Origin of the sequence: Pseudomonas sp. LAMO17WK12:I1 (assembly GCF_900177315.1) — a bacterium.
In the GTDB taxonomy this organism is placed as follows: domain Bacteria; phylum Pseudomonadota; class Gammaproteobacteria; order Pseudomonadales; family Pseudomonadaceae; genus Aquipseudomonas; species Aquipseudomonas marginalis.
Window position 1 is genome coordinate 267049 of the sequence record NZ_FWZV01000003.1, and the last position, 12692, is coordinate 279740.

A 12692-nucleotide genomic window follows, 5' to 3' on the forward strand; every position below is an offset into this window, starting at 1 on the left:
TACAGCCCTCGCAACGTTCCGTTTAACTGACGGTCAGCCAAGCGAGAGAGCATCATGCCCCACGCCGCCCAACTATCTTCGGCCCCTGCCATCCAGGGGCTGGTTCCGCCTGTCGAGCCGCCGACCCGCGAGGGTCTTGAACAGGCGTTCTCGCAGTTCAGCCAGATGTCGAGCCAGCTGACCGACTCCTACAGCCTGCTGGAAGCCCGGGTCTCCGAGCTGAAAGGCGAACTGGCCGTGGTCAGCGCCCAGCGCATGGAAGAGTTGGCCGAGAAAGAGCGCCTGGCCAATCGTCTGCAAAACCTGTTGTCGCTGTTGCCCGGTGGCGTGATCGTCATCGATGAAGAAGGCCGCGTGCGTGAAGCCAACCCGGCGGCCTGCGACATGCTCGGTCTGCCGCTGGAAGGCGAGCTGTGGCGCCATGTCATCACCCGCTGCTTTGCGCCGCGTGAGGACGATGGCCACGAAATCTCCCTGAAGGACGGGCGCCGCCTGTCCATCGCCACCCGTTCCCTGGATGCGGAGCCGGGCCAGTTGGTGCTGCTTAACGACCTGACTGAAACCCGTCATCTGCAAGACCAGTTGGCGCGCCATGAGCGTTTGTCCTCGTTGGGGCGGATGGTCGCTTCGTTGGCGCATCAGATCCGTACGCCGTTGTCGGCTGCGTTGATCTACGCCAGTCATTTGACTGATGAGCAATTGCCCGCCGCCACGCACCAGCGCTTTGCCGGGCGCCTGAAGGAGCGCCTGCATGAATTGGAGCACCAGGTCCGCGACATGCTGGTATTTGCCCGCGGCGAATTGCCGCTGACCGACCGCGTGACGCCGGCCCAGCTGATGCAGGCCCTGCAAGCGGCGGCCGCTGCCCATATCCAGGACGTGCACGTGCGCTGGCAGTGCGACAGTCACCTCGGCGAGCTGCTCTGCAACCGCGATACCCTGGTGGGCTCGCTGCTCAACCTGATCGAAAACGCCACCCAGGCCAGCGGCCCCGGCGCGCGGCTCAAGGTGCACCTGTACAACCGCGGACAAACCCTGCGCCTGTGCATCAGCGACAGCGGCAGCGGCATCGACCCGGTGGTGCTCAAGCGCCTGGGTGAACCCTTTTTCACCACCAAGGCCAACGGTACGGGCCTGGGCCTGACCGTGGTCAAGGCGGTGGCGCGTGCCCATCAGGGAGAATTGCAGCTGCATTCCCGCGTTGGGCGTGGCACCTGTGCATTGATGACCTTGCCGCTGTTTTCATGCGCGGCAAGCGCGGAGTAAGGATATGGCTATCAAGGTTCTGTTGGTGGAAGACGATCGCGCCCTGCGTGAAGCATTGGCTGACACGCTGTTGTTGGCGGGCCATGACTACCGGGCGGTCGGTTCTGCCGAGGACGCCTTGGACGCGGTGGAGCAGGAAGCCTTCAGCCTGGTGGTCAGCGACGTGAACATGCCCGGCATGGACGGCCACCAGTTGCTCGGCCTGCTGCGTGCGCGCCAGCCGCAGCTGCCGGTGTTGCTGATGACCGCCCACGGTGCGGTGGAACGTGCCGTGGACGCGATGCGTCAGGGCGCCGCGGATTACCTGGTCAAGCCCTTCGAGCCTAAAGCCCTGATCGAACTGGTGGCCCGTCACGCCCTGGGGGTAATCCCGGCCAACGAAGGCGAGGGCCCGATCGCCTTCGAGCCGGCCAGTGCACAATTGCTCGAGTTGGCAGCCCGTGTGGCGCGCAGTGACTCCACCGTGCTGATCTCCGGCGAGTCCGGCACCGGTAAAGAGGTGCTGGCCCGTTATATCCACCAGCAGTCGACCCGCGCCCAGCAACCGTTTATCGCCATCAACTGCGCGGCGATCCCCGACAACATGCTTGAAGCCACCCTGTTCGGTCATGAAAAAGGTTCGTTCACCGGGGCCATCGCGGCCCAGGCGGGCAAGTTCGAACAGGCCGATGGCGGCACGATTTTGCTGGATGAGATCTCGGAAATGCCCCTGGGCCTGCAAGCCAAGTTGCTGCGGGTGCTGCAAGAGCGCGAAGTGGAGCGGGTGGGTGCGCGCAAGCCGATCCAGTTGGACATCCGTGTGGTCGCCACCACCAATCGTGACCTCGCCGGCGAAGTGGCGGCGGGGCGCTTCCGGGAAGACCTGTTCTATCGGCTTTCGGTGTTCCCCCTGGCCTGGCGCCCGCTGCGTGAACGCCCGGCAGATATCATTCCGCTGGCCGAGCGCCTGCTGAACAACCACGTCAAAAAAATGAAGCACGCCCAGGCGCGGCTGTCGGCGCAAGCCCAGGCCTGCCTGATCAGTTATCCATGGCCCGGCAACGTGCGGGAATTGGATAACGCCATCCAGCGCGCGCTGATCCTGCAGCAGGGCGGCCTGATCCAGCCCCAGGATTTCTGCCTGGCCATGGGCACTGGTGCGGCGCCATTGCCCTCGTTGGCGCCCGCGCCGGTGGTTGCAGAGGCTGAGTCTGCCGGTGCCCTGGGCGACGACCTGCGTCGCCGCGAATTCCAGATGATCATCGACACCCTGCGCGCCGAGCGCGGTCGGCGCAAAGAGGCCGCCGAGCGCCTGGGCATCAGCCCGCGCACCCTGCGCTACAAGCTGGCGCAGATGCGTGACGCCGGAATGGATGTGGAAGCGTATCTATTCGCCACGTAACCGGTAAGAAGGTCGACAATGTTTGTCGCCTTTTCTTACGAGCTGATGCGGATCTGGCACCCTTGTTGCTACCTCCCCTAGTAATCGCTGCGTAGTGTCAAAAAATTGCAGGTTGGAGAGAGAAGGTCATGAGCCAGGGTATTGAGTTCAATCGGTTGATGTTGGATATGCGCGCCATGCAGATGGATGCCATGGCTCAACCGAAATCCGTCGCGCCAGCGCCGGAATTGGGCCAAAGCAGCTTTGCCGACATGCTCGGCCAGGCCATCAACAAAGTCAGTGATACCCAGCAAGCTTCCAGCCAGTTGGCCAATGCGTTCGAGATCGGCAAAAGCGGCGTGGACCTCACCGATGTGATGGTCGCCTCGCAAAAGGCCAGCGTTTCCTTCCAGGCCCTGACCCAAGTGCGTAACAAGCTGGTTCAGGCCTATCAAGACATCATGCAGATGCCGGTTTAAGGGCGAGATTTAAGTCATGGCAGAAGCAGTCTCCGACAACGTACCCGCCAAGACAGACGGCAAGCCGCCGCTGTTTGGCCTGTCGTTCCTGGAAAACCTCTCGGAAATGACCATGCTGCGTCAGGTGGGCCTGATGGTCGGCCTGGCTGCCAGCGTGGCGATTGGTTTCGCCGTGGTGTTGTGGTCGCAGCAACCCGATTACCGGCCGTTGTACGGCAGCCTGGCGGGCATGGATTCCAAGCAGATCATGGAAACCCTCGCCGCCGCCGACATTGCCTACACCGTGGAGCCCAACTCCGGCGCCCTGCTGGTCAAGGCCGACGATGTGGCCCGTGCGCGCATGAAGCTGGCTGCCGCCGGCGTGACCCCGTCCGACAGCAATATCGGTTTCGAGATCCTCGACAAGGACCAGGGCCTGGGGACCAGCCAGTTCATGGAAGCCACCCGCTACCGTCGTGGCCTTGAAGGCGAGCTGGCGCGCACCATTTCCAGCCTGAACAACGTCAAGGGTGCCCGCGTGCACCTGGCGATTCCGAAAAGCTCGGTGTTTGTGCGCGATGAGCGCAAGCCAAGTGCGTCGGTATTGGTCGAACTGTTTTCCGGCCGCTCCCTGGAGCCTGGCCAGGTCATGGCGATCATCAACCTGGTGGCCACCAGCGTTCCCGAACTGAGCAAGTCGCAGATCACCGTGGTCGACCAGAAGGGCAACCTGCTCTCCGACATGGCCGAAAACTCCGCGCTGACCCAGGCCGGCAAGCAGTTCGACTACAGCCGCCGCATGGAAAGCATGCTCACCCAGCGTGTGCACAACATCCTGCAACCGGTGCTGGGCAATGACCGCTACAAGGCGGAAGTGTCTGCCGACGTGGACTTCAGCGCCGTCGAGTCGACCTCCGAGCAGTTCAACCCGGACCAGCCGGCCCTGCGCAGTGAGCAATCGACCAGCGAACAACGTACCGCCAGCAATGGCCCGCAAGGTGTGCCCGGTGCCCTGAGCAACCAGCCGCCGGCCCCGGCTTCGGCGCCGCAAACCACCGGTGGCGCCGCAGCCACCGCGGGCGCGATCCAGCCTGGCCAGCCATTGTTGGATGCCAACGGCCAGCAGATCATGGACCCGGCCACCGGCCAGCCGATGCTCGCGCCGTACCCGGCGGACAAGCGTAACCAGTCCACCAAGAACTTCGAACTCGACCGTTCCATCAGCCACACCAAGCAGCAGCAGGGTCGCGTCAATCGCCTGTCGGTGTCGGTGGTGGTGGATGACCAGGTCAAGGTCAACGCCGCTGACGGTGCTGTAACGCGTGCACCGTGGAGCGCCGACGAATTGGCGCGCTTCACACGCCTGGTGCAGGACGCCGTTGGTTTTGACGCCAGTCGGGGTGACAGCGTCAGCGTGATCAACATGCCGTTCTCCGCCGAGCGTGGCGAAGTGATCGCCGAAGCGGCGTTCTACACCCAGCCGTGGTTCTGGGACATCGTCAAGCAAGTGCTGGGTGTGTTGTTCATCCTGGTGCTGGTGTTCGGCGTGCTGCGCCCGGTGCTCAACAACATCACCGGCAACGGCAAGAAACAACTGGCGGCCTTCGGTGGCAGCGATGTCGAGTTGGGTGGAATGGGCGGCCTGGACGGCGAACTGGCCAACGACCGCGTCAGCCTCGGCGGCCCGCAAAGCATCCTGTTGCCGAGCCCGAGCGAAGGCTATGACGCGCAGTTGAACGCAATCAAAAGTCTGGTAGCAGAAGACCCGGGCCGTGTGGCCCAGGTCGTGAAAGAGTGGATTAACGCAGATGAGTGATCGAGCCGCTGTTGCCAAGCTCTCCCGGGTCGACAAAGCCGCAGTCCTGCTGCTGTCCCTGGGGGAAACCGACGCCGCCCAAGTGCTGCGCCACATGGGCCCCAAAGAGGTCCAGCGGGTGGGCGTGGCCATGGCGCAAATGCGCAATGTGCACCGCGAGCAAGTCGAACAGGTGATGAGCGAGTTCGTCGAGATCGTCGGCGACCAGACCAGCCTGGGCGTCGGCTCCGACAGCTACATCCGCAAGATGCTCACCTCGGCCCTGGGCGAAGACAAGGCCAACGGCCTGATCGACCGCATCCTGCTGGGCGGCAACACCAGTGGCCTGGACAGCCTCAAGTGGATGGAACCGCGCGCGGTCGCCGACGTGATCCGCTACGAGCACCCGCAGATCCAGGCAATCGTGGTGGCCTACCTCGACCCGGACCAGGCCGGTGAAGTCCTCGGCCACTTCGACCATAAGGTGCGCCTGGACATCATCCTGCGCGTGTCGTCGCTGAACACCGTGCAGCCGGCGGCCCTGAAGGAACTCAACACGATTCTCGAGAAACAGTTCTCGGGCAACTCGAACGCCTCGCGCACCACCCTGGGTGGTATCAAGCGCGCGGCCGACATCATGAACTTCCTCGACAGCTCGGTCGAAGGCCAGTTGATGGACTCGATCCGCGAGATCGACGACACCCTGTCCGGCCAGATCGAAGACCTCATGTTCGTGTTCAACAACCTCTCCGATGTCGACGACCGTGGCATCCAGGCGTTGCTGCGCGAAGTGTCCTCCGACGTGCTGGTACTGGCCCTCAAGGGCTCGGACGAAGGCGTCAAGGAGAAGATCTTCAAGAACATGTCCAAGCGTGCCTCCGAGCTGTTGCGCGACGACCTGGAAGCCAAGGGTCCGGTGCGCGTCAGCGACGTGGAAACCGCGCAGAAAGAAATCCTCACCATTGCCCGCCGTATGGCCGAAGCCGGAGAAATCGTTCTCGGTGGGAAGGGCGGCGAAGAAATGATCTAAGGCGCTCCCCATGTCGAACAAAGATGAGGCGCCCAGCGATCTGATTCGCGCACGGGACGTCGGTGGGTTCGACATCTGGTCGTTGCCCAGCTTCGATCCGCATGTGCCCGAGCCCGAGCCGGAACCGGTCGAAGAGCCGCCGGTGGAAATGGAAGAAGTGCCGCTGGAGGAAGTCCAGCCACTGACCCTGGAAGAGTTGGAAAGCATCCGTCAGGAGGCCTACAACGAAGGCTTCGCCGCTGGCGAGAAAGACGGTTTTCGCAGCACTACCCTCAAGGTGCGCCAGGAGGCCGAGGCGGCGCTGAGCGTCAAGCTGGCCAGCCTGGAGCGCCTGATGGGCAACCTGTTCGCGCCCATCGCCGAGCAGGATTCGCAGATCGAAAAATCCATGGTCGGCCTGGTACAGCACATCACCCGCCAGGTGATCCAGCGCGAACTGGTGCTGGATTCCAGCCAGATCGAAAGCGTGATGCGCGAAGCCCTCAAGTTGCTGCCCCTGGGCGTCGGTAATGTGCGGCTGTACATCAACCCGCAGGACTTCGAACAGGTCAAAGCGATGCGCGAGCGCCATGAAGAAACCTGGCGCATCGTCGAAGATGCGGCGCTGCAGCCCGGCGGTTGCCGGGTCGAGACCGAGCACAGCCGCATCGATGCCACGGTGGAAACCCGCATCAGCCAGATCATGGCCAAGCTGCTTGATCAACAACACGAGCAGGCGCTGAACCCGGCCGAACCGGACCTGAGCGTGGACCTGGACGCCCCCGATGCGCCTTGATCGCACCAGCTTCGCCAAGCGCCTGGGCGGCTATGCCGAGGCCACCGAATTGCCCGGCCAGCCAATCCTCGAAGGGCGCCTGTTGCGCATGGTCGGCCTGACCCTCGAAGCCGAGGGCCTGCGGGCCGCCATGGGCAGCCGCTGCATGGTGATCAACGACGACAGCTACCATCCGGTGCAGGTCGAAGCCGAAGTGATGGGTTTTTCCGGCAACAAGATTTTCCTCATGCCCGTCGGCAGCCTGGCCGGCATCGCCCCCGGCGCCCGTGTGGTGCCCCTGGCCGACACCGGCCGCCTGCCCATGGGCATGAGCATGCTCGGCCGGGTGCTGGACGGCGCCGGTCGCGCACTGGACGGCAAGGGCGGCATGAAAGCCGAAGACTGGGTGCCGATGGACGGCCCCACCATCAACCCGCTCAACCGCAACCCCATCAGTGTGCCGCTGGACGTGGGGATTCGCAGCATCAACGGTTTATTGACGGTCGGCCGCGGCCAGCGTCTGGGCCTGTTCGCGGGTACGGGGGTGGGTAAGTCGGTGTTGCTCGGCATGATGACGCGCTTTACCGAGGCCGACATCATCGTGGTGGGCCTGATCGGCGAGCGGGGCCGCGAGGTGAAGGAGTTCATCGAACACAGCCTCGGCGAAGAAGGCCTCAAGCGTTCGGTCGTCGTTGCGTCGCCGGCGGACGATGCACCGCTGATGCGTCTGCGCGCGGCCATGTACTGCACACGCATCGCCGAATATTTTCGCGACAAGGGCAAGAACGTCCTGTTGCTGATGGACTCGCTCACCCGTTTCGCCCAGGCCCAGCGGGAAATCGCCCTGGCCATCGGCGAGCCCCCGGCCACCAAGGGCTATCCGCCGTCGGTGTTCGCCAAGCTGCCCAAACTGGTGGAGCGCGCCGGTAATGCCGAGGCCGGTGGCGGCTCGATCACCGCGTTCTACACCGTATTGTCCGAAGGCGATGACCAGCAGGATCCCATCGCCGACTCGGCGCGGGGTGTGCTCGACGGCCACATCGTGCTGTCGCGGCGTCTGGCGGAGGAGGGGCACTACCCGGCCATCGACATCGAAGCGTCCATCAGCCGGGTCATGCCGGCGGTGGTCACGCCGGAGCATATGGCCCGCGCGCAGCAGTTCAAGCAGCTGTGGTCGCGTTATCAACAGAGCCGCGACTTGATCAGCGTCGGTGCCTACGTGGCCGGCGGCGACCGCGACACCGACCTGGCGATCGCCCTGCAACCGCAGTTGGTGACCTACTTGCGCCAGGGCCTCAACGACAAGATCAGCATGGGTGAAAGCGAAGCGCACCTGGGTTCGATCTTCGCTCCTGCGCCGGGCGGCTAAGCCATGGCCAACAGCCGCGCTGCGCGCCTGGCCCCGGTGGTCGACATGGCCGAAAAGGCCGAGAAAACCGCGGTCCAGCGCCTGGGGTATTTCCAGGGCCAGGTGCGCTTGGCGGAAAGCAAGCTGGGCGACCTGGAGCGTTTTCGTGGCGAGTACCAGCAGCAATGGATCGAACGCGGCACCCAAGGTGTGTCGGGGCAATGGCTGATGGGTTACCAGGGCTTTCTCAATCAGCTCGAGACGGCCGTCGGCCAGCAGCGCCAAAGCCTGGCCTGGCACCAGAACAACCTCGACAAGGCCCGCGAGAGCTGGCAGCAAGCCTTCGCCCGCGTCGAGGGCCTGCGCAAACTGGTGCAGCGCTACATCGACGAAGCGCGGGCATTGGAAGACAAGCGCGAGCAGAAATTGCTCGACGAATTGTCCCAGCGCCTGCCGCGCCAATCACAATACTGACGGTTGCCCGCCTGCCACATTTGATCTGCTGTGTTGCTGGTATCCCATTCGCCTGCTACACCTTGTGTCTATGCCTATGACAAGGAAGCAGTCGCATGTCAATTGAGTCAGAAGTATCCCTGGACGGGAAGAAGTTGACGATCGCAATCAAGGGTCGGTTCGATTTCAGCAGCCACCAGGCGTTTCGTGAGGCTTACGAGCGTTTCTACAAGGTGCCTGAGTCGTATGTGGTCGACCTGAAGGAAACCACTTACATGGACAGTTCGGCCCTGGGCATGCTCCTGCTGTTGAGGGACCATGCCGGCGGCGAGGAGTCGGAGGTCCAGGTGATCAACACCAACTCCGATGTGCGCAAGATCCTCGCCATCTCCAACTTCGACAAATTGTTCGACATCAATTGAGCGCCCTGGCCCCCGCGGTTGAGCCGCTGACGATCCTGATCGCCGAAGACAGTGCCGCCGACCTGCTGTTGCTGTCGACCATTGTGCGACGCCAGGGGCACCAGGTGCTCACTGCAACCAATGGCGAGGAGGCCGTTGAGCTATTCGCGCGCGAGCGTCCGCAACTGGTGTTGATGGACGCGATCATGCCCGTGATGGATGGCCTGACCGCCGCGCGGTGGATCAAGCAGTTGGCGGGGGAGGAGCTGGTGCCGATCATCTTCCTCACGTCCCTGCGCGAGAGTGCCGCCCTGGCCGAGTGCCTGGATGCCGGCGGCGATGATTTCCTGCCCAAGCCCTATAACCAGTTGATCCTGGCGGCCAAGATCAACGCCATGGACCGCCTGCGCCGGCTGCAGGCGACGATGCTGCAGCAGCGCGACCAGATCGCCCGGCACCATGACCACTTGCTGCATGAGCAGCGGGTGGCCAAGGCGGTGTTCGATAAAGTCGCCCATTCCGGCTGCATTAACGCGGCGCCGAATATCCGCTACCTGCAATCGCCCTATGCGCTGTTCAACGGCGACCTGCTGCTGGCGGCGTATACGCCGTCGGGCGACATGCACGTGCTGCTCGGCGATTTCACCGGCCATGGCCTGCCGGCGGCGGTGGGCGCCATGCCCCTGGCGGAAGTGTTCTACGGCATGACTGCCAAGGGCTACGGCCTGGCGCAGATCCTGCGGGAGATGAATGCCAAGCTCAAGCGCATCCTGCCGGTGGACATGTTCTGCTGCGCCACCCTGCTGTGCCTGAGCACGCAGCGGCGGGTGGTGGAGGTGTGGAACGGCGGCATGCCCGAAGGCTATGTGCATGAAGTCGCCAGCGGCAGGCGCACGCCGCTGCAGCCGCGGCATTTGCCGTTGGGGGTGCTGTCGGCGGAGGCGTTTGATGATCGCACCGAGGTCTGGCCCATGGCGCTGGGTGACCGCGTGTTCCTGCTCTCCGATGGTGTGCTGGACACCGCCGACGCCAATGACCAGCTGTTTGGCGTCGAGCGCTTGCAGCAGGTGTTTGCCGCCAACCGTGAGCCCGACCGGCTCTTCGACGACATCGAGCGCGCCCTGGCGGCTTTTCGCGGGGAGGCGCGGGACGATGTCAGTCTGGTGGAAATCATCCTGCAACCCGGGCAGCCGCTGCGTGCGACCGGGCTGCTGTATGCCGACAGCGGCCAGACATGCCCGCTCGATTGGTCGGTGAGTTTCGAATTTCGGGCCGAAACCCTCAAGCGTTACAACCCCTTGCCCTACCTGCTGCAACTGCTGCTGGAGATCCAGGGGCTGCGCGAGCAGAGCGGGGCGCTCTACAGCGTCATGGCCGAGTTGTATTCCAATGCGCTGGAACATGGCGTGCTGGGCCTGGACTCGCGGCTCAAGCGCGATGCCCAGGGTTTTGCCGAGTATTACCGCCAGCGCAATGACCGCCTGGCGCAGTTGAGCAGTGGCTATGTGCGCGTGCATGTGCAGGTGGTGCCCACCGAGGCGGGCGGCAAGATGACCCTGCGCCTTGAAGACAGTGGGCCAGGGTTTGACGTGGAGCAGGTGCTGGCCCGGCCGCTGGACATCGACGGCCTGTCCGGTCGAGGCCTGAGCCTGGTGCGTCAACTCAGCAGCCAGGTGCGCTGGTCCGACGGCGGACGCAGTGTCTGCGTAGAGTTTTGCTGGGGGGTTCTGGCATAATCCGCCGATTCTTGATCAAGGAGCGAGCAAGTGGCTGAGATTCATATGGACACGGACGTGTTGTCGGGTTTGCAGGAGGTCATGGAAGGCGAGTATCCCAAGCTGCTCGATACCTTCCTCGATGACTCCCAGAAACGCGTCGAAGCGTTGCGCAAGGCGCGGGACGACGCCAAGGCACTGGGGCGTATCGCCCATAGCTTCAAAGGCAGCAGTGGCAACCTCGGGGCAGTGCGGTTGGCGCACCTGTGCCAGCGCTTGGAGGCGGAGTCCGCTGAGGCCGCGGCGGACCTGGGGGCGCTGGTGGACCAGATCGATCATGAGTTTGCCTTGGTGAAGCCGATGTATGAGTCGGAGCGGCAGCGGTTCCAGATTTGATTCCATCCGTGTGAAAACCTGGCCCGACTCTTGCTCTACCTCCTGATACTGCATCCCCGATCCCCATGCAGTGGAGACCTTTACCTATGCCAGTCGCCCCGAATTCGCTTCTCCAGGCTGCCCCTGCGGCCAAGCCTCAAGCGCCTGCCGTCAATCCACCGGCAGTGGCTGCGGACCCACGGGACAAGGGCCCAGGCTTCGCTCAGGTGTTCGCCAGCCAGGGTTCCAAACCCACGGTCAAGGCTGATGACAACTCGGCCAAGCCCACGCGGGACAAGCCTGTCGATGCCAGCGCCAAGCCTGCGGCGGGCAACGACAAACCTGCCGCCGCCACGCCAGCGGTTGCCGATAGCGGCAATACCTTGCCTGCCAAGCCTGCGGCATCGTCCGACGACACTGCCAGCAAGGATGACGCTGCACCTGTGGATCCGGCCCTGGCGCAGCAGCCTCCCGTGGACCCGGTGGTCGACCCGGCATTGATTGCCACGGTCACCCCAGTGGTGGTGCCGGTGCCGGTGGAAACCCCGGTCCCCGCAGCCGCTGCCAAGGATGACAAGGCCGCACCCGTGGTTGCGGCGCCAATCGCAGCGACCGAGGACGCCACGCCGGCCTTCGACCCTGAGGCCGATCCCCTGGACGCCATGCCGGCCGTACGCCTGGCAATGGAGCAGGGCGGGCACGTGTCGGCCAGCAGCCAGGCACCGGCCAAAACCGCCCCGACGACCACCCAGGACCAGCCAACCGCCGCCCAGAACTTTGCCGCCGGCCTGGCCACTATGGTCGACCAGCAAGCCACCAAGGACAGTACGGACCAGGGTGGCGACAAGGCCTTCAGCGGCTTGATCGAAGGCGGCCTCAAGGACTTGAAAGAGGCCAGCAGCGACACCCGCGTCGATGACTTCGCCAACCGCCTGGCCGCATTGACCCAGGCGGCCACGCCGAAAACCGCGAATGCCTTGCCGCCGGTGACGAATGCGCCGCTGGCCATGCACCAGAGCGGCTGGACCGACGAGATCGTCAACCGTGTGATGTACCTCTCCAGCGCCAACCTCAAGTCGGCGGAGATCCAGTTGCAACCGGCTGAGCTCGGGCGCCTGGACATCAAGGTCAACATGACCGCCGACCAGCAGGCCCAGGTCAACTTCATGAGCGCCCACCCGGTGGTGCGTGAAGCCCTGGAAAGCCAGTCCGGTCGCTTGCGCGAGATGTTCGCCCAGCAGGGCATGGGCCAGGTGGATGTGAACGTGTCCGACCAGTCCCGTGGCCAGGAGCAGCAGCAACAGCAGGCGCAGACGGGGGGCGTTAGTCGCAGCGGGCGGGGTGGCGACAGCGGCGACAGCGGCAGCCACATTGAAGTGGCCGAAGCCGTGGCGCCCGTGACTTCGACGGTGATCGGCTCCAGCGCCGTCGACTACTACGCCTGATGTGAGTCTGGCATAGGACAAAATGTGGGAGCGGACTTGCTGTGGTGGGTAGGCTTGCTGTGGTGAGCTGGCTTGCTGTGGTGAGCGGGCTTGCTGTGGTGAGCGGGCTTGCCCCGCGCTGGACTGCGCAGCAGTCCCATTGTCGGTGAACAAGCCCACCCACCACAGCCCCCCCTTTCCACATTTTTTTATGGCGTTCCTCTGTCTGCGTTCAGCCAGACAACTCTGGCATAACACTTGCTCTTGCCTTTCCGTAGATCTATGAATCCCCGAATAGTGACGGATTATTGGC

The 12692-nt window shown here is 63.8% G+C and carries 12 protein-coding genes; all 12 read left to right on the top strand.

Going from position 1 to position 12692, the window contains the following annotated elements:
• The first annotated feature begins 54 nt into the window (after positions 1 to 54).
• The 12 genes from B9N88_RS06355 (at position 55) to B9N88_RS06410 (ending at position 12400) form a co-directional block, all read left to right on the top strand.
• Entirely contained in the window at positions 55 to 1266 is a 1212-nt protein-coding gene (locus B9N88_RS06355) for a sensor histidine kinase (protein ID WP_027603848.1), read from the top strand.
• A 4-nt stretch (positions 1267 to 1270) separates the two neighbouring features.
• Positions 1271 to 2647: a sigma-54-dependent transcriptional regulator gene (locus B9N88_RS06360; protein WP_027603849.1), complete on the top strand. Its 1377-nt coding sequence runs from the start codon at positions 1271 to 1273 to the stop codon at positions 2645 to 2647.
• Between the two features lie 128 nt (positions 2648 to 2775).
• Positions 2776 to 3105: a flagellar hook-basal body complex protein FliE gene (gene fliE, locus B9N88_RS06365; RefSeq protein ID WP_010208741.1), complete on the top strand. Its 330-nt coding sequence runs from the start codon at positions 2776 to 2778 to the stop codon at positions 3103 to 3105.
• A gap of 16 nt (positions 3106 to 3121) precedes the next feature.
• The gene (fliF, locus tag B9N88_RS06370; RefSeq protein WP_027603850.1) at positions 3122 to 4900 is read left to right on the top strand and encodes a flagellar basal-body MS-ring/collar protein FliF; all 1779 of its coding nucleotides are present in this window, start codon (positions 3122 to 3124) and stop codon (positions 4898 to 4900) included.
• Positions 4893 to 5909, top strand: a complete 1017-nt coding sequence (gene fliG / locus B9N88_RS06375; RefSeq protein WP_017527617.1) for a flagellar motor switch protein FliG — start codon at positions 4893 to 4895, stop codon at positions 5907 to 5909. Before fliF ends, fliG begins: the two co-directional genes overlap by 8 nt.
• 10 nt (positions 5910 to 5919) lie before the next feature.
• The gene (fliH, locus tag B9N88_RS06380) at positions 5920 to 6684 is read left to right on the top strand and encodes a flagellar assembly protein FliH (protein ID WP_027603851.1); all 765 of its coding nucleotides are present in this window, start codon (positions 5920 to 5922) and stop codon (positions 6682 to 6684) included.
• Complete coding sequence (gene fliI, locus B9N88_RS06385; RefSeq protein WP_027603852.1) at positions 6674 to 8032, top strand: flagellar protein export ATPase FliI; 1359 nt, start codon at positions 6674 to 6676, stop codon at positions 8030 to 8032. The genes fliH and fliI overlap by 11 nt, the downstream gene beginning before the upstream one ends.
• 3 nt (positions 8033 to 8035) lie before the next feature.
• On the top strand, positions 8036 to 8485 hold the full coding sequence (gene fliJ, locus B9N88_RS06390) for a flagellar export protein FliJ (protein WP_027603853.1): 450 nt from the start codon (positions 8036 to 8038) through the stop codon (positions 8483 to 8485).
• Positions 8486 to 8580: 95 nt separating this feature from the next.
• A complete protein-coding gene (locus tag B9N88_RS06395; RefSeq protein WP_027603854.1) occupies positions 8581 to 8886 on the top strand; it encodes an STAS domain-containing protein in 306 nt (101 codons plus the stop codon).
• Positions 8883 to 10601 (top strand): ATP-binding SpoIIE family protein phosphatase, encoded by a 1719-nt coding sequence (locus B9N88_RS06400; RefSeq protein ID WP_027603855.1) that lies wholly within the window; start codon positions 8883 to 8885, stop codon positions 10599 to 10601. The genes B9N88_RS06395 and B9N88_RS06400 overlap by 4 nt, the downstream gene beginning before the upstream one ends.
• Positions 10602 to 10631: 30 nt before the next feature.
• Positions 10632 to 10976 (top strand): Hpt domain-containing protein, encoded by a 345-nt coding sequence (locus B9N88_RS06405; protein ID WP_027603856.1) that lies wholly within the window; start codon positions 10632 to 10634, stop codon positions 10974 to 10976.
• 86 nt (positions 10977 to 11062) lie between these two features.
• On the top strand, positions 11063 to 12400 hold the full coding sequence (locus B9N88_RS06410; protein WP_027603857.1) for a flagellar hook-length control protein FliK: 1338 nt from the start codon (positions 11063 to 11065) through the stop codon (positions 12398 to 12400).
• Positions 12401 to 12692 lie beyond the last annotated feature (292 nt).